The organism is Pseudomonas sp. CHM02, assembly GCF_000612585.1.
Classification (GTDB): domain Bacteria; phylum Pseudomonadota; class Gammaproteobacteria; order Pseudomonadales; family Pseudomonadaceae; genus Aquipseudomonas.
On the sequence record NZ_JFCA01000018.1, the window covers coordinates 95501 to 116253 of the forward strand.

Annotated in this window: 27 protein-coding genes; 15 read left to right on the forward strand and 12 right to left on the reverse strand. The window is 60.0% G+C overall.

The annotated features are described in order from the left end of the window. Position 1: 1 nt before the first annotated feature. Together BM70_RS0112320 and BM70_RS0112325 are read left to right on the forward strand one after the other, a co-directional pair. On the forward strand, positions 2–613 hold the full coding sequence (locus tag BM70_RS0112320) for a superoxide dismutase (RefSeq protein WP_025856307.1): 612 nt from the start codon (positions 2–4) through the stop codon (positions 611–613). Positions 614–646: 33 nt separating this feature from the next. Further along, entirely contained in the window at positions 647–1540 is an 894-nt protein-coding gene (locus BM70_RS0112325; protein WP_025856308.1) for a ZIP family metal transporter, read from the forward strand. 100 nt (positions 1541–1640) lie between these two features. On the opposite strand, the gene BM70_RS0112330 is transcribed toward BM70_RS0112325, so the two are convergent. From BM70_RS0112330 to BM70_RS0112375, 10 genes are all read right to left on the reverse strand, one after another. Further along, positions 1641–1913 carry an HPr family phosphocarrier protein gene (locus BM70_RS0112330; protein ID WP_012722237.1) on the reverse strand — a complete coding sequence of 91 codons (273 nt, stop codon included), beginning with the start codon at positions 1911–1913 and terminating at the stop codon, positions 1641–1643. A 16-nt stretch (positions 1914–1929) separates the two neighbouring features. Next, positions 1930–2787 (reverse strand): RNase adapter RapZ, encoded by an 858-nt coding sequence (gene rapZ, locus BM70_RS0112335; RefSeq protein ID WP_025856309.1) that lies wholly within the window; start codon positions 2785–2787, stop codon positions 1930–1932. A gap of 2 nt (positions 2788–2789) precedes the next feature. Next, on the reverse strand, positions 2790–3254 hold the full coding sequence (gene ptsN, locus BM70_RS0112340) for a PTS IIA-like nitrogen regulatory protein PtsN (RefSeq protein ID WP_025856310.1): 465 nt from the start codon (positions 3252–3254) through the stop codon (positions 2790–2792). Between the two features lie 10 nt (positions 3255–3264). Then, positions 3265–3570, reverse strand: a complete 306-nt coding sequence (gene hpf, locus BM70_RS0112345) for a ribosome hibernation-promoting factor, HPF/YfiA family (protein ID WP_003171804.1) — start codon at positions 3568–3570, stop codon at positions 3265–3267. 75 nt (positions 3571–3645) lie between these two features. Then, positions 3646–5139 (reverse strand): RNA polymerase factor sigma-54, encoded by a 1494-nt coding sequence (locus BM70_RS0112350; RefSeq protein WP_025856311.1) that lies wholly within the window; start codon positions 5137–5139, stop codon positions 3646–3648. Positions 5140–5323: 184 nt separating this feature from the next. Then, complete coding sequence (lptB, locus tag BM70_RS0112355; protein WP_003171806.1) at positions 5324–6049, reverse strand: LPS export ABC transporter ATP-binding protein; 726 nt, start codon at positions 6047–6049, stop codon at positions 5324–5326. Next, positions 6049–6582, reverse strand: a complete 534-nt coding sequence (gene lptA / locus BM70_RS0112360; RefSeq protein ID WP_025856312.1) for a lipopolysaccharide transport periplasmic protein LptA — start codon at positions 6580–6582, stop codon at positions 6049–6051. Before lptA ends, lptB begins: the two co-directional genes overlap by 1 nt. After that, on the reverse strand, positions 6569–7141 hold the full coding sequence (gene lptC, locus BM70_RS0112365; RefSeq protein WP_025856313.1) for an LPS export ABC transporter periplasmic protein LptC: 573 nt from the start codon (positions 7139–7141) through the stop codon (positions 6569–6571). The genes lptA and lptC overlap by 14 nt, the downstream gene beginning before the upstream one ends. 8 nt (positions 7142–7149) lie before the next feature. Beyond that, positions 7150–7674 carry an HAD family hydrolase gene (locus BM70_RS0112370; protein ID WP_017738753.1) on the reverse strand — a complete coding sequence of 175 codons (525 nt, stop codon included), beginning with the start codon at positions 7672–7674 and terminating at the stop codon, positions 7150–7152. Next, complete coding sequence (locus BM70_RS0112375; RefSeq protein ID WP_025856314.1) at positions 7675–8649, reverse strand: KpsF/GutQ family sugar-phosphate isomerase; 975 nt, start codon at positions 8647–8649, stop codon at positions 7675–7677. It abuts the gene before it with no gap. A gap of 309 nt (positions 8650–8958) precedes the next feature. Here BM70_RS0112375 and BM70_RS0112380 point away from each other — a divergent pair, with 309 nt between their 5' ends. The 10 genes from BM70_RS0112380 to hisC all read left to right on the forward strand — a co-directional run bounded on the left by BM70_RS0112380 (position 8959) and on the right by hisC (position 17025). Next, the gene (locus tag BM70_RS0112380; protein WP_003171811.1) at positions 8959–9768 is read left to right on the forward strand and encodes an ATP-binding cassette domain-containing protein; all 810 of its coding nucleotides are present in this window, start codon (positions 8959–8961) and stop codon (positions 9766–9768) included. Next, positions 9768–10565, forward strand: coding sequence for a lipid asymmetry maintenance ABC transporter permease subunit MlaE (gene mlaE, locus BM70_RS0112385; RefSeq protein ID WP_003188592.1), 798 nt, complete (start codon positions 9768–9770; stop codon positions 10563–10565). The genes BM70_RS0112380 and mlaE overlap by 1 nt, the downstream gene beginning before the upstream one ends. Continuing rightward, a complete protein-coding gene (mlaD, locus tag BM70_RS0112390) occupies positions 10565–11032 on the forward strand; it encodes an outer membrane lipid asymmetry maintenance protein MlaD (protein WP_003171814.1) in 468 nt (155 codons plus the stop codon). Before mlaE ends, mlaD begins: the two co-directional genes overlap by 1 nt. A gap of 11 nt (positions 11033–11043) precedes the next feature. Further along, the gene (locus BM70_RS0112395) at positions 11044–11691 is read left to right on the forward strand and encodes a phospholipid-binding protein MlaC (protein ID WP_025856315.1); all 648 of its coding nucleotides are present in this window, start codon (positions 11044–11046) and stop codon (positions 11689–11691) included. Beyond that, entirely contained in the window at positions 11688–11993 is a 306-nt protein-coding gene (locus tag BM70_RS0112400) for a lipid asymmetry maintenance protein MlaB (protein ID WP_025856316.1), read from the forward strand. The genes BM70_RS0112395 and BM70_RS0112400 overlap by 4 nt, the downstream gene beginning before the upstream one ends. A gap of 113 nt (positions 11994–12106) precedes the next feature. Then, on the forward strand, positions 12107–12346 hold the full coding sequence (locus tag BM70_RS0112405; RefSeq protein WP_025856317.1) for a BolA family protein: 240 nt from the start codon (positions 12107–12109) through the stop codon (positions 12344–12346). Positions 12347–12369: 23 nt separating this feature from the next. Continuing rightward, the gene (gene murA / locus BM70_RS0112410; protein ID WP_025856318.1) at positions 12370–13635 is read left to right on the forward strand and encodes a UDP-N-acetylglucosamine 1-carboxyvinyltransferase; all 1266 of its coding nucleotides are present in this window, start codon (positions 12370–12372) and stop codon (positions 13633–13635) included. Positions 13636–13882: 247 nt separating this feature from the next. Beyond that, the gene (gene hisG / locus BM70_RS0112415) at positions 13883–14518 is read left to right on the forward strand and encodes an ATP phosphoribosyltransferase (RefSeq protein ID WP_003188599.1); all 636 of its coding nucleotides are present in this window, start codon (positions 13883–13885) and stop codon (positions 14516–14518) included. Between the two features lie 128 nt (positions 14519–14646). Beyond that, the gene (gene hisD, locus BM70_RS0112420) at positions 14647–15969 is read left to right on the forward strand and encodes a histidinol dehydrogenase (RefSeq protein ID WP_025856319.1); all 1323 of its coding nucleotides are present in this window, start codon (positions 14647–14649) and stop codon (positions 15967–15969) included. A gap of 3 nt (positions 15970–15972) precedes the next feature. Continuing rightward, a complete protein-coding gene (gene hisC, locus BM70_RS0112425; protein ID WP_025856320.1) occupies positions 15973–17025 on the forward strand; it encodes a histidinol-phosphate transaminase in 1053 nt (350 codons plus the stop codon). Between the two features lie 121 nt (positions 17026–17146). On the opposite strand, the gene BM70_RS0112430 is transcribed toward hisC, so the two are convergent. Together BM70_RS0112430 and upp are read right to left on the reverse strand one after the other, a co-directional pair. Next, entirely contained in the window at positions 17147–18421 is a 1275-nt protein-coding gene (locus tag BM70_RS0112430; protein ID WP_025856321.1) for a uracil-xanthine permease family protein, read from the reverse strand. A gap of 2 nt (positions 18422–18423) precedes the next feature. Then, positions 18424–19062 (reverse strand): uracil phosphoribosyltransferase, encoded by a 639-nt coding sequence (gene upp / locus BM70_RS0112435; protein ID WP_025856322.1) that lies wholly within the window; start codon positions 19060–19062, stop codon positions 18424–18426. A gap of 164 nt (positions 19063–19226) precedes the next feature. Here upp and BM70_RS0112440 point away from each other — a divergent pair, with 164 nt between their 5' ends. The 3 genes from BM70_RS0112440 (at position 19227) to BM70_RS0112450 (ending at position 20723) form a co-directional block, all read left to right on the forward strand. Further along, positions 19227–19784 carry a hypoxanthine-guanine phosphoribosyltransferase gene (locus BM70_RS0112440; protein WP_025856323.1) on the forward strand — a complete coding sequence of 186 codons (558 nt, stop codon included), beginning with the start codon at positions 19227–19229 and terminating at the stop codon, positions 19782–19784. Positions 19785–19845: 61 nt separating this feature from the next. Beyond that, positions 19846–20331 (forward strand): hypothetical protein, encoded by a 486-nt coding sequence (locus tag BM70_RS0112445; protein WP_025856324.1) that lies wholly within the window; start codon positions 19846–19848, stop codon positions 20329–20331. 104 nt (positions 20332–20435) lie between these two features. Further along, positions 20436–20723 carry a PA4642 family protein gene (locus BM70_RS0112450; protein WP_016976601.1) on the forward strand — a complete coding sequence of 96 codons (288 nt, stop codon included), beginning with the start codon at positions 20436–20438 and terminating at the stop codon, positions 20721–20723. Positions 20724–20753: the final 30 nt, after the last annotated feature.

Below are 20753 nucleotides of genomic sequence, written 5' to 3' on the forward strand. Positions count from 1 at the left end.
TATGACTTATACCTTGCCTGCCTTGCCTTACGCGTACGACGCCCTGGAACCGCATATCGATGCGCAAACCATGGAGATCCACTACACCAAGCACCACCAGACTTACATCAACAACCTCAACGCGGCAGTCGAAGGCACCGAGTTTGCGGGCTGGCCGGTGGAGAAACTGGTGTCCAGCGTGCAGCAACTGCCGGAAAAACTGCGTGCAGCGGTGATTAACCAGGGCGGCGGCCATGCCAACCACTCGTTGTTCTGGGCGGTGATGTCGCCAAAAGGTGGTGGGAAACCCGAAGGCGCACTGGGCAAGGCTATCGATGAACAGCTTGGCGGTTTTGATAGTTTCAAGGAAGCCTTCACCAAGGCCGCGTTGACGCGTTTCGGCAGCGGTTGGGCCTGGTTGAGTGTTACGCCGCAGAAGACTCTGGTGGTGGAGAGCAGCGGTAACCAGGACAGCCCACTGATGAACGGCAATACGCCGATCCTCGGCCTGGACGTCTGGGAGCATGCCTACTACCTGCTTTACCAGAACCGCCGCCCGGAATACATCAATGCCTTCTACAGTGTCATTAACTGGCCAGAAGTCACCGCTCGCTATCAGGCCGCTGTGGCCTGACATTTACCTTCATAACAAGATCTAAGGCCGACTATGGGCACTGAAACACTGGCGATCAGCAGCGGGCGAATGTTTCGTTATGCGTTTGGCTCGTTGCTGTTATTGGCAGGTACTGCATTGCTGGTGGCCCACGGGCTCGCCTGGCTGGACCTGGAGCCGCGCATTCTGCGTGCATTGCAGGGTGGCTCCATCTGCGCGCTTGGCACGGCGCTCGGCGCCGTCCCGGTGTTGGTCATTCGCCGCATGCCGGTGGCATTGAGCGATACCCTGCTGGGTTTTGGTGCCGGTGTGATGTTGGCGGCGACGGCGTTTTCGCTGATCGTGCCGGGCATTGCCGCAGCCGAAGGCCTGGGACTATCGCCCTGGGCCGCCAGTGGCCTGATCAGCTTTGGCATCATGCTGGGGGCATTCGGGCTTTATCTGGTTGACCGCAAGGTCTCCGGCGCGAGCCCGGAAATGCTGGTGGGCACGCCGGAAAAACCGGTGATCCCGCCACGCATCTGGCTGTTTGTATTTGCCATCATCGCCCACAACATCCCCGAAGGCATGGCCGTGGGTGTCTCCGCCGGCGGCGGTATGCCGGATGCCGACAGCCTGGCCATGGGCATTGCCTTGCAGGACGTGCCCGAAGGCCTGGTGATTGCGTTGGTGTTGGCCGGGGCAGGGATGTCGCGGGTCAAGGCGTTCCTGATCGGTGCGGCGTCAGGCCTGGTTGAGCCGGTGTTTGCGGTGCTCTGTGCCTGGTTGGTGAGCCTTGCCGAAATCTTGTTGCCTTTGGGGCTGGCCCTGGCTGCTGGCGCCATGCTGCTGGTGGTGACTCACGAGGTCATTCCCGAGTCGCGACGCAATGGCCACGAAAAGCTTGCCAGCCTGGGGCTGTGCATCGGATTTTGCTTGATGATGGTGATGGACACCGCTTTGGGATAACGCCCGCTCCCTTGTAGGAGCCGGCTTGCCGGCGATCAATCCTGAGACGTGCGGTGCGCTTGGCGACGCCATCGCCGGCAAGCCGGGCTCCTACAGAGGGTTATTCGCCTTCGTCGAAGTAGTTATTGATCAGCGCGACCAGTGCGTCCATCGCTTCCTGTTCTTGTTCACCTTCTGTTTTCAAGTGAATCTTGGTGCCCTTGCCGGCGGCCAGCATCATCATCGCCATGATGCTTTTGCCGTCAACCATCGATTCCGGTGTGCGTCCGGCGCGAATCTGGCAGGGAAACTGCCCGGCAACACCGACGAACTTGGCAGACGCCCGGGCGTGCAAGCCCAGCTTGTTGATGATTTCAATTTCCAGAGCGGGCATCGCGGGGGTGTTCCTTTCAGCTAAGGTCGCGGTGGCGGACCTGGACGTTCTTGAGGGTTTGTTGCAGCACCTGGCCCAGGCGCTCGGTCAGGTAGACGGAGCGGTGGTGGCCGCCGGTGCAGCCGATGGCAATGGTGACATAGGCTCGGTTGCTTGCAGCGAAGCGCGGCAACCATTTGAGCAAGTAACTGGAAATGTCCTGGAACATCTCCTCCACGTCCGGCTGCGCAGCCAGGTAATCGGCCACCGGCTGATCCAGCCCGGATTGATCACGCAGTTCCGGCTTCCAGTAAGGGTTGGGCAGGCAGCGCACGTCGAACACGAGGTCGGCATCTACCGGCATGCCCCGCTTGAAACCAAATGATTCGACGAGAAACGCCGTGCCCGGTTCCGGCTGGTTCAACAGGCGCAGCTTGATGGCATCGCGCAACTGATACAGGTTGAGACTGGTGGTGTTGATCTTGAGGTCGGCGAGGTCAATGATCGGCCCCAGCAGCGTGGTCTCGTCTTCGATGGCTTCGGCCAGGGAGCGGTGAGGGCTGCTGAGGGGGTGGCGTCGACGGGTCTCGGAGAAACGCTTGAGCAGTGTCTCTTCGTCGGCATCCAGGTAAAGCACATCGCAATGGATGTGCTTGGCCCGGACTTCCTCGAGCAATTGCGGGAATCGCTCAAGGTGGCTGGGCAGGTTGCGGGCATCAATCGAAACGGCGACGAGGGGTTGTGCCAGTTCAGTGTGGATCAACGCGCGTTCCGCCAATTCCGGCAGCAGGCCGGCGGGCAGGTTGTCGATGCAATAGAAACCGTTGTCCTCAAGAACATTGAGGGCGGTGCTTTTACCCGAGCCGGAGCGGCCGCTGACGATGATCAAACGCATGATTACTGCCCGTTCTGTTCATCCAGGACAACCTGGTACAGCGCCTCGTTGCTGCTGGCGCTGCGCAGTTTGTCGCGTACGTCCTTGCGGTCAAGCATGCTGGCGATCTGCCGGAGCAGTTCCAGGTGCGCATCGGTAGCCGCTTCCGGGACCAGCAGGACGAACAGCAGGTCGACCGGGGCGCCGTCGATGGCGTCGAAATCGATGGGAGCGTCCAGGTGCAGCAGGGCGCTCACAGGTGTATCGCAGCCTCTGAGGCGGCAGTGAGGAATAGCGATGCCGTTACCAAAACCGGTCGAGCCAAGTTTTTCACGGGCGATCAGCGCCTCGTACACGGCTTGCGTATCCAGTTCAGGCACTTCACGGCCGATCAGGTTGGCAATTTGTTCGAGGGCGCGCTTTTTACTGCCGCCCGGCACGTTCACAAGGGAACGGCCGGGGGTCAGGATGGTTTCAAGTCGGATCATGGGGGGAGAGTTAACGACCTGTACCTTGCATCAGGTGCAGATTCTTTTCCTTATGCTTTATGAGTTGGCGGTCCAGCTTGTCGTAGAGCGAGTCGATCGCCGCGTACATGTCCTCATGTTCCGCATTGGCGACGAGCTTGGCATTCGGTACGTGCAGGGTGGCCTCGATTTTCTGCTTGAGCTTATCGACCTCCATGATGACCTGCACGTTGGTGATCTTGTCAAAATGCCCCGCAAGCTTGTTCAGCTTACTCTCGGTGTACTCACGCAGGGGCTTGGTGACTTCCAGCTGGTGTCCACTGATGTTGACTTGCATACAGCTTCTCCTTCGTTGCCAGTGCATAAAGCGGCGGGTAGGAATACCCGCCACTGGAACGCTGTGGCTCGCCCGTCACATCAAACGCTTGCGCTCGCTGGAAGGCGCGATCCCGAGGGACTCGCGGTACTTGGCGACGGTTCGACGGGCGACCTGAATGCCTTGTGCCTCCAGTAAACCAGCGATCTTACTGTCACTCAATGGCTTTTTCTGATTTTCCGCGGCAACCAGTTTTTTGATGATCGCGCGGATCGCCGTGGACGAGCATTCACCGCCTTCGGAGGTGCTGACATGGCTGGAGAAAAAGTATTTCAGTTCATAAATACCCCGCGGGGTATGCATGAATTTCTGGGTGGTCACCCGGGAAATCGTCGATTCATGCATGCCGACCGCTTCGGCGATGTCATGCAGTACCAGCGGTTTCATCGCCTCGTCGCCGTATTCCAGGAAGCCGCGCTGGTGCTCGACGATCTGGGTGGCCACTTTCATCAGGGTTTCGTTGCGGCTTTGCAGGCTTTTGATGAACCAGCGGGCTTCCTGCAACTGGTTGCGCATGAAGGTGTTGTCGGCGCTGGTATCGGCGCGACGCACGAAACCGGCGTATTGCGGGTTGACGCGCAGGCGCGGCACCGACTCCTGGTTCAGCTCCACCAGCCAGCGCTCGTTGTCCTTGCGCACAATGACGTCGGGGACGACGTATTCGGCTTCGCTGGACTCGATCTGCGAGCCAGGGCGCGGGTTGAGGCTCTGTACCAGCTCGATGACCTGGCGCAGGTCGTCTTCCTTGAGCTTCATGCGGCGCATCAACTGGCTGTAGTCGCGGCTGCCCAGCAGGCCTATGTAGTCGGTGACCAGGCGCTGGGCTTCGGCGAGCCAGGGAGTCTTGGCCGGTAGTTGGCGCAATTGCAGCAACAGGCATTCGCTGAGCGTGCGCGCGCCGATACCGGCAGGCTCGAACTGCTGGATGCGATGCAGGACGGCTTCGATCTCGTCCAGCTCGATATCCAGTTCAGGGTCGAAGGCTTCAAGAATCTCTTCAAGCGTCTCGTCTAGATAACCCTGGTTGTTGATGCAGTCGATCAGGGTCACGGCGATCAGGCGATCGGTGTCCGACATCGGCGCAAGGTTCAGTTGCCAGAGCAGATGGCTCTGCAGGCTCTCGCCGGCGGACGTACGGGTGGTGAAGTCCCACTCGTCATCGTCACTGCTGGGCAGGCTGCTGGCGCTGGTCTGGTAGACGTCTTCCCAGGCGGTGTCGACCGGAAGCTCGTTGGGAATGCGTTCGTTCCACTCGCCTTCCTCCAGGTTGCCCACCGTAGGGGCGGATTCCTGGTAGGAGGGTTCCTGCACGTCGGAATTGGGTTTTTGCTCGATGTTATCGGCCAGCGGGTCTGCATTATCGAAGTCGTCGCCTTCTTCCTGGCGCTCGAGCATCGGGTTGGACTCCAGGGCCTCCTGGATTTCCTGTTGCAGGTCCAGGGTCGACAATTGGAGCAGGCGGATGGCCTGTTGCAGCTGCGGTGTCATCGTCAGCTGCTGGCCCATTCTCAGGACTAGCGATGGTTTCATGGCAGGGGCTTAACACCTTATTCGCCGGCGCAATGCGCCATCCACGACAGGGCGCGTGAGCGCCAAACATAAGCAAATTATATGCCTGATATCAGGGGCTTTGCCTAGAGCGCGGTAACAATAAAAATACTGAGGTTTTTATTGACTACCGCGCTCCATGGCGAATGGCCTGATACCACCGTGTTTACAGGCGGAACTCGTGACCCAGATACACTTCCTTGACCAATTCGTTGGCCAGGATAGTGGCAGAGTCACCTTCGGCAATCAGTTGTCCATCGTTGACGATGTAAGCGGTTTCGCAGATATCGAGCGTCTCACGGACGTTGTGGTCAGTGATCAGCACGCCAATGCCCTTGGCCTTGAGGTGATGGATGATCTGCTTGATGTCACCCACCGAGATCGGGTCGACGCCGGCAAACGGTTCGTCCAGCAGGATGAACTTGGGCGCGGTGGCCAGGGCGCGGGCGATTTCCACACGGCGACGCTCACCACCGGACAGGCTCATGCCGAGGTTGTCGCGGATATGGTTGATGTGGAACTCCTGCAGCAGGCTTTCCAGTTCCTTGCGACGGCCGTCACGGTCGAGTTCCTTGCGGGTTTCGAGGATGGCCATGATGTTATCGGCGACCGACAGTTTGCGGAAGATCGATGCTTCCTGTGGGAGATAGCCGATACCGGCGCGTGCGCGACCGTGCATCGGCTGATGGCTCACGTCCAGGTCATCGATTAGCACGCGGCCCTGATCCGCCTGGACCAGGCCGACGATCATGTAGAAGCAGGTGGTCTTGCCGGCGCCGTTGGGGCCGAGCAAGCCGACGATCTGGCCGCTGTCGATCGACAGGCTGACGTCGCGCACGACCTGACGGCTTTTATAGGCCTTGGCCAGATGCTGGGCTTTCAGGGTTGCCATTACTCGGCCTTCTTCTTCGGCTGGATAACCATATCGATGCGTGGGCGAGGTGCGGTGACCTTGTTGCCATTGGCACGACCGGCATTAGCGATCTGTTTCACGGTGTCATAGGTGATTTTTTCACCTTCCGTGGAGTTGCCGTCGGGGCTGAGCACCTTCGCCTGGTCGATCAGTACGATGCGGTTCTGCTGGGCATGATACTGGATGGTCTTGCCGTAGCCCTTCATCGGGCCGGTATCGGTAGCGGACTGCTTCTGTTCGAAGTAAGCCAGGTTGCCCACCGATGTCACCACGTCAATATCGCCCGCCTGGGTACGCGTCAGTGTCACCGTGTTGCCGGTGATCTTCATCGAGCCCTGGGTGATGATCACGCCGCCGGTATAGGTGGCGACGCCTTGCTTGTCATCGAGCTGCGCATCGTCAGCCGAGATGTGGATCGGTTGCTGGCTATCGTTCGGCAGAGCCCAGGCGCTCACGCTTCCCAGTGCTGCGCCCAGACCGAGCAAAATAGGGAGAGTTTTAACGAGCCTCATACTGTCCTCTTACGTTCGATAGCAGGTGTATCCTGCTTTCTTTCAAATACGCTTTCATTCCTTTGCCAGTCGATACACCGCCAGCGCCGTCGATTCTAACGTCTTGATCGGTCTGCGCATATTGCTGTTGTGGGAATACGGTCATGCGACTGCTGGTGATGACGGTGTCGCGCTTCTGTGCATCCGTACGTGCGACGCGCACCGAATCGATCAGTTCCACCTGTGTGCCGTCCGAGTTCACCTCGCCGCGCTTGCTGGTGACATGCCACGGAAAGTCGGTACCTCGGTACAGGTTCAGGTCCGGGTTTGTCAGTAGGCTGACACCGGATGTCTTGAGGTGGTCCACTTTATCGGCCGTCAACTCATACTGGACCTTGCCATCGGGCATGAACTGGATGGTGTAGGCATTGGTGGCAAAATTATCGATAAGCCCCTCGTCAACCTGCGTAACAGGCTGGTCGAGAAAGCGCTCCGGGCTGATATTCCAGTAGCCCACCGCGAGGAACAGCGCGGCGATGACCCCGAATAGCAGGAAGTTGCGAATCTTTTTACTCAGCATAAAACGCTCTATAAGTAGGCGGCGTGTGCCGCTTCAAGGCTGCCTTGGGCACGCAGGATCAGCTCGCAGAATTCGCGGGCGGCACCTTCACCGCCGCGGGCAGTGGTGATGCCATGGGCGTGCTCGCGAACAAAGGCGGCCGCGTTGGCGACGGCCATGCCCAGGCCCACTCGGCGAATCACCGGCAGGTCTGGCAGGTCATCGCCCAGGTAGGCGACCTGTTCATAGCTTAGGTTGAGTTGGCCAAGAAGCTCGTCCAGAACCACCAGTTTATCCTCGCGGCCCTGATACAGGTGAGGAATCCCCAGGTTTTGTGCGCGACGTTCCACTACCGGCGTCTTTCTGCCGCTGATAATCGCCGTTTGCACGCCCGCCGCCATCAGCATCTTGATGCCCTGGCCGTCCAGGGTGTTGAACGTCTTGAATTCGCTGCCGTCCTCGAGAAAGTACAGGCGGCCATCGGTCAGCACGCCGTCAACGTCGAAAATCGCCAGTTTTATGTGCTTGCCGCGTTGCAACAGGTCGCTGGTCATTTACATCACTCCCGCACGCAGCAAGTCGTGCATGTTCAGGGCGCCAATCGGACGGTCGTCGCCATCGACCACTACCAGTGCGCCGATCTTGTGGTCTTCCATGATCTTCAAGGCTTCGGCTGCCAGCATTTCAGGGCGCGCGGTCTTGCCGTGAGGTGTCATCACCGCATCAATGGTGGCGGTGTGGATGTCGATGGTGCGGTCCAGGGTGCGGCGCAGGTCGCCGTCGGTGAAGACCCCGGCCAGGCGGCCGTCGGCTTCCAGGATCACGGTCATGCCCAGGCCTTTGCGAGTCATCTCCATCAGCGCGTCCTTCAGTAACGTGCCGCGCTGGACGTGGGGCAATTCATCGCCCGAGTGCATGACGTTTTCCACTTTCAGCAGCAGGCGGCGGCCCAGGGCGCCACCCGGGTGGGAAAACGCGAAGTCCTCGGCGGTAAACCCTCGGGCTTCCAGCAGCGCCACGGCCAGGGCATCGCCCATGACCAGCGCAGCGGTAGTGGAGGAGGTCGGTGCCAGGTTCAGCGGGCAGGCCTCGTGGGCCACATGGACATTCAGGTTCACTTCGGCGGCCTTGGCCAGTGTCGACTCCGGGTTGCCGGTGATGCTGATCATCTGGATGCCCAAGCGCTTGATCAGCGGCAACAGGGTCACGATTTCGTTGGTGGTGCCGGAGTTGGACAGTGCCAGGATGACGTCATCCTTGGTGATCATGCCCATGTCGCCGTGGCTGGCTTCGGCGGGGTGCACGAAAAACGCGGTGGTTCCGGTGCTGGCCAGGGTGGCGGCGATCTTGTTGCCAACGTGGCCCGACTTGCCCATGCCGACCACGACAACGCGGCCCTTGCTGGCCAGAATCATCTCGCAGGCGCGTACGAAATCTGCGTCGATATGCGCCAGCAAGCCTTCTACGGCCTCAAGCTCGAGGCGAATGGTGCGTTGCGCTGATTGAATAAGGTCGCTGGATTGGCTCATGTCTGAAATCGTATAGCCTGACGAAAAGTCGGCGATTATAACGGTAATGATCAATTCCCTCACGCAAGTTCGTCAGGGTTTGTTCGCGATGCGCTTGAGATACATCTCAAGCAACGTTTTTTCGCTGTCACCAATCTGAACAAGCACCGTTCCGGCCTTGGGCGCCTTGTACCAGCAGTGATATAGTTCGCCGCCAGTTCGGTCCGCTCTGCCCATGTGGCCAACTATTGCGCGGCTATTGTGCGACTGATGCAAACGTTTGTCGCAAGCGTGGTGTCCGAGTGAGAGGCTGCATCCCAAGGAGTTTAGATGAGTGCCGATAACGCCTACGCGGTCGAGCTGAAGGGACTGACCTTCAAGCGCGGGACGCGCAGCATCTTCAATAATGTCGATATCCGCATTCCGCGCGGCAAGGTCACGGGCATCATGGGGCCTTCCGGTTGCGGCAAGACCACCCTGTTGCGCCTGATGGGCATGCAATTGCGCCCCAGCGCCGGCGAAGTGTGGGTCAACGGCCAGAACCTGCCGACGCTGTCGCGCAGCGATCTGTTCGATGCACGCAAGCACATGGGTGTGCTGTTCCAGAGCGGTGCGCTGTTCACCGACCTCGATGTTTTCGAGAACGTGGCCTTTCCGCTGCGGGTGCATACCCAGCTGTCCGACGAAATGATTCGTGACATTGTGTTGCTGAAACTGCAGGCCGTAGGCCTTCGCGGCGCCATCGACCTCATGCCCGACGAACTGTCCGGCGGCATGAAGCGTCGTGTGGCCCTGGCGCGCGCCATTGCCCTCGACCCGCAGATCCTCATGTATGACGAGCCCTTCGTCGGCCAGGACCCGATCGCCATGGGCGTGCTGGTGCGCCTTATCCGCTTGCTCAATGATGCGCTGGGCATCACCAGTATCGTGGTCTCCCATGACCTTGCAGAAACCGCGAGCATTGCCGATTACCTCTATGTAGTAGGCGATGGCCAAGTACTGGGGCAGGGCACGCCCGAAGAACTGATGAACGCCGATAACCCGCGCATTCGCCAATTCATGACCGGCGATCCTGATGGTCCGGTGCCTTTTCACTTTCCGGCAGCGGATTACCGCTCAGATCTTCTGGGGAAGCGCTGATGCGCAAGACATCTCTCATCGAGAAGGTTCGCCTTTTCGGTCGCTCGGGCATCGACATTGTCGAAGTGCTGGGCCGCTCGACGATTTTCCTGTTCCACGCCCTGCTCGGCCGTGGCGGCATTGGCGGCGGCTTTGGCCTGCTGGTCAAGCAGCTGCATTCGGTTGGCGTGATGTCCCTGGTGATCATCGTGGTCTCCGGGGTGTTCATTGGCATGGTGCTGGCGCTGCAGGGCTTCAACATTCTTTCCAGCTACGGTTCGGAGCAGGCAGTGGGGCAGATGGTCGCCCTGACGCTGTTGCGTGAACTGGGGCCGGTGGTCACCGCCTTGCTGTTCGCCGGGCGTGCGGGGTCTGCACTGACCGCCGAAATCGGCAACATGAAGTCCACTGAACAGCTGTCCAGCCTGGAAATGATCGGCGTGGACCCGCTCAAATACATTGTTGCCCCGCGCCTGTGGGCCGGTTTCATTTCCCTGCCACTGCTGGCGATGATCTTCAGCGTGGTCGGTATCTGGGGCGGTTCATGGGTGGCGGTGGACTGGCTGGGCGTCTACGACGGCTCCTACTGGGCCAACATGCAAAACAGTGTGACGTTCACTGGCGACGTGCTCAACGGCATCATAAAAAGCATCGTCTTCGCCTTTGTAGTGACCTGGATCGCCGTATTCCAAGGCTACGACTGTGAGCCCACCTCAGAAGGGATCAGTCGCGCCACCACCAAGACCGTTGTGTACGCCTCGCTGGCGGTACTGGGCCTTGACTTCATTTTGACCGCCTTGATGTTTGGAGATTTCTGATGCAAAACCGCACTGTGGAAATCGGTGTCGGCCTTTTCTTGCTGGCTGGCATCCTGGCTTTACTGTTGTTGGCCCTGCGAGTCAGCGGCTTGTCGGCCAGCCCCACCGCCGATACTTATAAACTTTACGCGTACTTCGACAATATCGCCGGTTTGACTGTCAGAGCTAAAGTGACCATGGCCGGTGTAACCATCGGCAAGGTCACGGCAATCGATCTGGACCGCGACAGCTTCACCGGTCGAGTGACAATGCAACTGGACAAGAAGGTAGATAATCTGCCGACCGACTCCACTGCATCTATCCTCACCGCAGGGCTGCTGGGCGAGAAATACATCGGTGTCAGCGTGGGCGGGGAAACAGCCCTGCTCAAGGATGGCTCGACAATCCACGACACACAGTCGTCGTTGGTACTTGAAGACCTGATCGGTAAATTCCTGCTCAATACGGTCAATAAAGACGCCAAATGAGGAATCTGTACATGATCTCTACCTTGCGACGTGGCCTCCTGGTACTGCTTGCAGCGCTGCCGTTGATGGCCAACGCAGCAGGTTCTGCCCACGAACTGGTGCAGGACACGACTAACAAGATGTTGGCCGACCTGTCGGCCAACAAGGAAAAGTACAAGCAAGACCCAAGTCAGTTCTACGACGCGCTCAATAGCATTGTCGGCCCGGTGGTCGATGCCGAAGGCATTTCCCGCAGCATCATGACGGTCAAGTATTCGCGCAAGGCGACTCCGGCGCAGATGCAGACCTTCCAGGAAAACTTCAAGAAAGGCCTGTTCCAGTTCTATGGCAATGCGCTGCTGGAGTACAACAACCAGGGCATTACCGTTGCTCCAGCCGGCGATGAGTCGGGTGATCGCACCAGCGTGAACATGAGCGTCAAGGGCAACAACGGCGCCGTCTATCCTGTGCAATACACGCTGGAGAAGGTCAACGGCGAGTGGAAACTGCGTAACGTGATCATCAACGGCATCAACATTGGCAAGCTGTTCCGTGACCAGTTCGCCGATGCCATGCAGCGCAATGGCAACGACCTGGACAAAACCATCAATGGTTGGGCCGGTGAAGTCGCCAAGGCCAAGGAAGAAACCGATAAAGCTGCCGGGAAGCCTGCGCAATGACCGAGTCGGCTGTTCGTCTCGGCGATGCCGGCGAGCTGTTCCTCAGCGGCGTGCTGGATTACCGTACCGGGCCTGACCTGCGCAAGCAGGGCCAGGCGCTGATCAAGACCAGCACTGCGCCTGCGTTGGTGCTGGATTGCTCGGCTGTGACCAAGTCCAGCAGCGTCGGTTTATCGCTGCTGCTGTGCTTCATGCGTGATGCCGAAGCGGCGAAAAAGCCGGTCAGCATCCGGGCATTGCCCGAAGACATGCGCGAAATTGCCGAAGTTTCCGGTCTGACCGAGCTGCTGGCGCATCCTTAATACACATTATTGAGAAGCCCCCCGTCAGAGTCCTGCTATGCGGGGTTCGCAGGCGCGGGGCTTTTTTGTATGATGTGCGACCCGCGCGCACTGGGCGCCGATAGAGGTTGAGCATGCAGGCCCTAGAAGTTAAGAGCTTTCTTGAAGGAAAGCTGCCGGAAACGACCGTAGAAGTTGAAGGCGAAGGCTGCAACTTCCAGCTGAACGTGATTAGCGATGAACTGGCGGCACTCAGCCCGGTCAAGCGTCAGCAGCACATCTATGCCCATTTGAACCCGTGGATCACCGATGGCAGCATCCATGCGGTCACTATGAAATTTTTCAGCCGCGCGGCCTGGGCCGAGCGCACCTGAGCCCCCAAGGCGTCGAGATTCTTATGGATAAATTGATTATTACCGGCGGTGCCCGCCTTGATGGCGAGATTCGCATCTCCGGTGCAAAAAACTCCGCCTTGCCGATCCTGGCAGCGACCCTGCTGTGCGATGGCCCGGTTACCGTGGCCAACCTGCCGCACCTGCACGACATCACCACCATGATCGAGCTGTTCGGTCGCATGGGCATCGAGCCGGTGATCGACGAGAAGCTGGCCGTCGAAATCGACCCGCGCACCATCAAGACCCTGATCGCCCCGTACGAGCTGGTGAAAACCATGCGTGCGTCGATCCTGGTGCTGGGCCCGATGGTTGCCCGTTTTGGCGAAGCCGAAGTCGCGCTGCCTGGCGGTTGCGCCATCGGCTCGCGTCCGGTTGACCTGCACATCCGTGGCCTCGAAGCCATGGGCGCGACCATCGACGTCGAAGGCGGCTACATCAAGGCCAAGGCGCCGGAAGGCGGCCTGCGTGGCGCCAACTTCTTCTTTGATACCGTCAGCGTGACCGGTACCGAGAACATCATGATGGCCGCTGCCCTGGCCAACGGCCGCAGCGTCCTGCAAAACGCCGCGCGCGAGCCGGAAGTGGTCGACCTAGCCAACTTCCTGATCGCCATGGGTGCCAACATCACCGGCGCCGGCACCGACACCATCACCATCGACGGTGTGAAACGCCTGCACCCGGCCACCTACAAAGTGATGCCGGACCGCATCGAGACCGGTACCTACCTGGTTGCCGCCGCCGTCACCGGTGGTCGCGTCAAGGTCAAGGACACCGACCCGACCATCTTGGAAGCGGTCCTGGAAAAACTGCGTGAAGCCGGTGCCGAAATCACCACCGGCGAAGACTGGATCGAGCTGAACATGCACGGCAAGCGTCCAAAGGCCGTCAACGTGCGTACCGCGCCGTACCCGGCGTTCCCGACCGACATGCAAGCGCAGTTCATCTCCTTGAACGCGATTGCCGAAGGTACCGGTGCCGTGATCGAGACTATCTTCGAAAACCGCTTCATGCACGTGTACGAACTGCACCGCATGGGCGCGAAGATCCAGGTCGAAGGCAACACTGCCATCGTCACCGGCACTGAGAAACTCAAGGGCGCGCCAGTCATGGCCACCGACCTGCGGGCCTCGGCCAGCCTGGTGATCTCGGCGCTGGTCGCTGAAGGTGACACCCTGATCGACCGCATCTACCACATAGACCGTGGTTACGAGTGCATCGAAGAAAAACTGCAGATGCTCGGCGCGAAAATCCGCCGTGTACCGGGCTAGTCCCGCCGCTGAAAACGCTGTCACTGTAGTGAGCGGGCTTCTTGTGGTGAGCGGGCTAGCCCCGCGTTGGAGTGCGCAGCGCTCCCCAGATGTTTAGGGCCGCTACGCAACCCAGCGCGGGACAAGCCCGCTCACTACAGAGACTTGCTGTGAATTTGTTTCAAATCGAGGCTGTAATGGCCTCGATCTGTGTCTGGCGCCGATTGTGACCGGACAGCAATAGCCTGATGAAGGACTGACGTTTCCCATGTTGACCATCGCACTGTCCAAGGGCCGCATCCTTGACGACACTTTGCCGCTTCTGGCTGAAGCGGGCATCGTGCCGACCGAGAATCCGGACAAGAGCCGCAAGCTGATCATCCCCACGACCCAGGACGACGTTCGCCTGTTGATCGTGCGGGCTACCGACGTGCCGACCTACGTTGAACATGGCGCGGCCGACCTCGGTGTCGCCGGTAAAGACGTGCTGATGGAATACGGTGGCCAGGGCCTGTACGAGCCGTTGGACCTGCGTATCGCCCTGTGCAAGCTGATGACCGCCGGCCGTGTCGGCGATGTCGAGCCCAAAGGCCGCCTGCGCGTGGCGACCAAGTTCGTCAACGTCGCCAAGCGCTACTATGCCGAGCAAGGCCGCCAGGTCGATATCATCAAGCTCTACGGTTCGATGGAGCTGGCGCCGCTGATCGGCCTCGCCGACAAGATCATCGACGTGGTCGACACCGGCAACACCCTGCGCGCCAACGGCCTCGAGCCCCAGGATTTCATTGCCGACATCAGTTCCCGACTGATCGTCAACAAAGCATCGATGAAGATGCAGCACGCCCGTATCCAGGCGTTGATCGACACCCTGCGCAAGGCAGTGGAGTCGCGACACCGCGGTTGACTTACCTGCGTAGCTGAAAGGCTGCGCCCGTCTATCCGCCTCATAGCCAGAATTCTCAGGTGCCCAAGCGGAAACGACTGCTAGTTTAGGGCGCCTGAGTTTTTGCCAATTCTATTGAGGCCCTCGCTATGACCACGTCCACTGCAATTGCCCGACTCAACGCTGCCGACCCGGATTTCGCCCATCATCTGGATCATCTGCTGAGCTGGGAAAGTGTGTCCGACGACTCGGTCAACCAGCGGGTACTCGACATCATCAAGGCCGTGCGCGAGCGCGGTGATGCGGCGCTGGTGGACTTCACCCGTCAGTTCGACGGCCTGGACGTCAAGTCCATGGCCGACCTGATCCTGCCCCGCGAACGCCTGGAACTGGCCCTGACGCGCATCACTGCGCCGCAGCGCGAAGCCCTGGAAGTGGCGGCCGCGCGCGTGCGCAGCTACCACGAAAAACAGAAACAGGACTCCTGGAGCTACACCGAGGCCGACGGCACGGTGCTGGGCCAGAAGGTCACGCCGCTGGACCGTGCCGGTTTGTACGTGCCGGGCGGCAAGGCTTCGTACCCGTCATCGGTACTGATGAACGCGATCCCGGCCAAAGTGGCGGGCGTGACCGAAGTGGTCATGGTCGTGCCGACCCCGCGCGGTGAAATCAACGAGTTGGTGCTGGCTGCGGCTTGCATTGCCGGTGTCGATCGCGTGTTCACCATCGGTGGCGCCCAAGCCGTTGCGGCCCTGGCCTATGGCACCGAAAGCGTGCCGAAGGTCGACAAAGTGGTCGGCCCTGGCAACATCTACGTTGCCACCGCCAAGCGCCACGTGTTTGGCCAGGTGGGTATCGACATGATCGCCGGCCCTTCGGAAATCCTCGTGGTGTGCGACGGCCAGACCGATCCGGACTGGATCGCCATGGACCTCTTCTCCCAGGCCGAGCACGACGAAGACGCCCAGGCGATCCTGGTCAGCCCGGATGCCGAATTCCTCGACAAGGTCGCGGCCAGCATCAATAAGCTGCTGCCGACCATGGAGCGCGCCGAGATCATCGAGAAATCGATCAATGGCCGTGGGGCGCTGATCCTGGTACGCGACATGGAGCAGGCCATCGAAGTGGCCAACCGTATCGCGCCGGAGCACTTGGAGTTGTCCGTGGCCGACCCACAGGCTTGGCTGCCGTCGATTCGCCACGCCGGTGCGATCTTCATGGGCCGCCACACCAGTGAAGCCCTGGGTGACTACTGCGCGGGGCCGAACCACGTACTGCCGACCTCCGGCACGGCGCGCTTCTCGTCGCCGCTGGGGGTGTATGACTTCCAGAAGCGTTCGTCGATCATCTTCTGCTCGCCGCAGGGTGCCTCCGAACTGGGCAAGACCGCCTCGGTGCTGGCCCGAGGTGAGTCCCTGAGCGCTCACGCCCGTAGCGCTGAATACCGCATCCTTGAAGAGAAGGGGAACTGAGACATGAGCAAATTCTGGAGCCCTTTCGTCAAGGACCTGGTGCCTTACGTGCCCGGCGAGCAACCCAAGCTGACCAAACTGGTCAAGCTCAACACCAATGAAAACCCCTACGGCCCATCGCCCAAGGCGTTGGCCGCGATGCAGGCCGAGTTGAACGACAACCTGCGCCTGTACCCGGACCCCAACAGCGACCTGCTCAAGCAGGCGGTCGCCAAGTATTACGGGATCGATGCCGGCAAGGTGTTCCTTGGCAATGGTTCCGATGAAGTCCTGGCACACATCTTCCACGGCCTGTTCCAGCATGATCTGCCACTGTTGTTCCCGGACATCAGCTACAGCTTCTACCCGGTTTACTGCGGCCTGTATGGCATCAAGTCCGACCCGGTGCCGCTGGACGAACAGTTCCAGATCCGCGTGGCGGACTACGCCAGGCCCAACGGCGGGATCATCTTTCCCAACCCGAACGCGCCTACCGGCTGCGTGCTGGCGCTGGACGCTGTGGAGCAGCTCCTCAAGGCCAGCCCGGATTCGGTAGTCGTGGTCGATGAAGCCTATATCGATTTCGGCGGCGAAACCGCCATCAGTCTGGTCGATCGTTACCCGAACCTGCTGGTGACCCAGACCCTCTCCAAATCGCGCTCACTGGCCGGTTTGCGCGTGGGCCTGGCGGTGGGTCACCCCGACTTGATCGAGGCGCTGGAGCGGGTCAAGAACAGCTTCAACTCCTATCCGCTGGATCGCCTGGCGATTGTCGGCGCGGCGGCGGCGTTCGAGGACCGCGAGTATTTCGAGAAGACCTGCAAGCAGGTGATCGACAGTCGCGACAAGCTGGTCGCGCAATTGGAAGAGAAAGGCTTTGAAGTGCTGCCCTCGGCCGCCAACTTCATCTTTGCCCGTCACCCGCGGCATGACGCGGCGGGCCTGGCGGCCAAGCTGCGTGAGCAAGGGGTGATTGTGCGGCACTTCAAACAGGAGCGGATTGCCCAGTTCCTGCGGATCAGCATTGGTACGCCGGAGCAGAACCAGGCGCTGATCGATGGGCTCGGTGAGATCTAGGCGTTAGACCTTTATTGGCTTGACGGGCCTCATCGCGGGCAAGCCCGGCTCCCACATTGGAATGCATTTCCCTGTGGGAGCCGGGCTTGCCCGAGATGAGGCCATCAGCAACACCGCATCGTTACAGCAACGGCTCATCCGGCTTCTTGTTCTTCCAGCCATCATTGCCCGGCAGCAGCAGGTTCAAACCAATCGCCACTACCGCACACAGGGCGATGCCCTTGAGGCCGAAGTCATCCGGGCCGGTGCCGGTACCCACCAGCACACCGCCAATCCCGAACACCAACGTCACCGAGACAATCACCAGGTTGCGCGCCTCGCCCAGGTCGATCTTGTGGCGGATCAGCGTGTTCATGCCCACCGCCGCAATCGAGCCGAACAGCAGGCACAGGATCCCGCCCATCACCGGCACCGGAATGCTCTGCAGCAAGGCGCCGAACTTACCGATAAACGCCAGGCTGATGGCAAAGATTGCCGCCCAGGTCATGATTTTCGGGTTGTAGTTCTTGGTCAGCATCACCGCGCCGGTCACTTCGGCGTAGGTGGTGTTCGGCGGGCCGCCGAACAGGCCGGCAGCCGTGGTGGCAATGCCGTCACCCAGCAAGGTGCGGTGCAGGCCGGGCTTCTTCAGGTAGTCGCGACCGGTCACGCTGCCCACCGCAATCACACCGCCGATGTGTTCGATCGCCGGGGCCAGGGCCACCGGGACGATGAACAGGATCGCTTGCCAGTTGAATTCCGGCGCGGTGAAGTGGGGCAGGGCGAGCCACGGGGCAGCGGCGATCTTCGCCGTGTCGACCACGCCAAAGTAGAACGACATGGCAAAACCCACCAACACGCCGGAGATGATCGGCACCAGGCGGAAGATGCCCTTGCCGAACACCGCCACGATCAAGGTGGTCAGCAATGCCGGCATCGAGATCATCATCGCCGTCTGGTAATGGATCAGCTCGGTACCGTCACCGGCTTTACCCATTGCCATGTTCGCGGCAATCGGTGCCATGGCCAGGCCGATGGAGATAATCACCGGCCCGATCACCACCGGCGGCAGCAACCGGTCGATAAACCCGGTGCCTTTGATCTTCACCGCCAGGCCCAGGAAGGTATAAACGAAACCGGCCGCCATCACCCCGCCCATGGTCGCCGCGAGGCCGAACTGGCCCTTGGCGAGAATGATCGGGGTGATGAAGGCAAAGCTCGACGCCAGGAAGACCGGCACCTGCCGCCCTGTCACCAGCTGGAACAACAACGTGCCCAGGCCTGCGGTGAACAGTGCGACGTTTGGATCAAGACCTGTGATCAGCGGCATCAACACCAGCGCGCCAAATGCCACGAAGAGCATTTGTGCGCCAGACAGGATCTGGCGCCAAAGCGGGTCGTTGAATTCATCCTGCATGCTCACGCGTCCTTCTGCTTGGTGCCGAAGATCTTGTCACCGGCATCGCCCAGGCCCGGGATGATGTAGCCGTGTTCGTTCAGGCGCTCATCGATGGACGCGGTGTAGATCTGCACGTCCGGGTGGGCCTTCTCGACGGCAGCGATGCCTTCGGGTGCCGCGACCAGCACCATGGCGCGGATGTCCCGGCAACCGGCTTTTTTCAGCAGGTCGATGGTGGCAACCATGGAACTACCGGTGGCCAGCATCGGGTCGATGATCATCGCCAGGCGCTCGTTGATTTCCGGAACGAGTTTTTCCAGGTAGGTGTGGGCCTGCAACGTTTCTTCGTTGCGGGCCACGCCCACGGCGCTGACCTTGGCGCCCGGGATCAGGCTGAGCACGCCTTCGAGCATGCCGATACCGGCGCGCAGGATCGGCACCACGGTGATTTTCTTACCGGCGATTTTCTCGACCTGGACGGGGCCGGCCCAACCAGGAATCTCGTAGCTTTCCAGGGGCAAATCCTTGGTAGCTTCGTAAGTGAGCAACGCTCCGACTTCCTGAGCAAGCTCACGGAAGTTCTTCGTGCTAATGTCGGCGCGGCGCATAAGGCCGAGCTTGTGTCGGATCAGCGGGTGGCGGATCTCGCGAGTGGGCATGGGAAAGGCTCCGGCGGCGGGCAAAAAAACCGGCCTAGATTAATCTATCCGAGGGTGTTGTCCTATAGACATCTAGTACGTTAGTCCATTAAGGCTTGCTCGGAGCGCACGAGAAGCGTACCTTCGCCCGCTTTTCTTGCCACAGCACCCCCTTGGAGAGCGCCATGTCCGCTGATCTCGAGCATATCCGTCAAATCATGCGCGAGGCTGACTGCCTGTACACCGAAGCGCAAGTCGAAGAAGCGATCGCCAAGGTCGGCGCACACATCACCCGCGAAATGGCCGACACCAACCCGGTGGTCTTCTGTGTGATGAACGGTGGCCTGATCTTCGCCGGCAAATTGCTGACTCACCTGCAATTCCCACTGGAAGCGTCTTACCTGCATGCCACCCGTTATCGCAACGAAACCAGCGGTGGCGACCTGTTCTGGAAAGCCAAGCCGGAAGTCTCCTTCATCGATCGCGACGTGCTGATCATCGATGACATCCTCGACGAAGGTCACACACTGGGCGCGATCATCGACTTCTGCAAACACGCCGGCGCGCGCAAAGTGCACACCGCCGTGCTGATCGATAAAGACCACGATCGCAAGGCACGTCCGGACCTGAAAGCCGATTACGTAGGCCTGCCGTGCATCGACCGCTACATTTTCGGTTACGGCATGGACTATAAAGGCTACTGGCGCAACGCCAATGGGATCTTCGCCGTCAAAGGGATGTAAACGCGCTTGAGGTGCGGGGTCGGCATGCTAGAGTGCCTGGCCCTGCGTCTGGAGCCTTTTCATGAGCCTGTTGATACGCACCTGCGCCGCCCTGGCGTTGACCTTCAGTTTGCCGCTGGCCGCTTCGCCTGCACCGATGCACAGCCAATTCCTGCCCTCGGATGACCTGACCCTGCGCGCCGAAGCACCGGAGCAGCAACAACTGCTGCAAGTCACCGAGTACGCGGTGGTGGTGGGCAACCAGCGCCAATCCAGCCAGCAGCCGATCCCGGTGACCTCGCCGCTGATGATCCGCCTCAAGGGCAAGTCCCTGAACAAGGGCGCGACGATCAGCCAGGTGGTGCTCAATTTCGACGCTGAAAGCAAAAGCCTGAAAAAGCCGGCCTACGATGACAAGAGTAAAACCCTGACACTGTCCTACCCGGTGGCTCAATACCGCGTGATTGTCGACCTGCTGCGCAATGACACGGTGTACGTGCAGTTTCTCAGCTACGCCAACGGCCACATCTGGGCAGATCTGCACACCGGTGCCGTCAGGACCAAATAGCCAAAACACCGAAGATCCCACATTGGTCCTCCAGCGCTTTCGAAGGCTGCGTCGCGCAGGTAGACTTCAAACCCCGTGTAAATGTCTGCAGGCTGGAGTCGGTAATGCGTAAAGATAAGAAACAGGTGATTGGTGATGAGATCGGCGACGATCAGATCAAGTTGTTCCTGGACTTCGAGCCGGTCGACGCGACTTCACCGTCCCTGCACAAACTGATCAAGGCCTACCGCGGCCTGCGTATCGACGACTTCGAACGGTTCCTGGGTTTCTTCAAGGAAGCTGGCCTGGACCTCGACGGCAAGGATGAGCATGGCCAGACCTTCGTTGACCTGATCAAGGACCAGCGTAACGCGGACGAGTACATCGAGCTGATCGAAAACGCTCGCGGCTGATTATCCGAGACACAAAAAAAACGCCGTCTC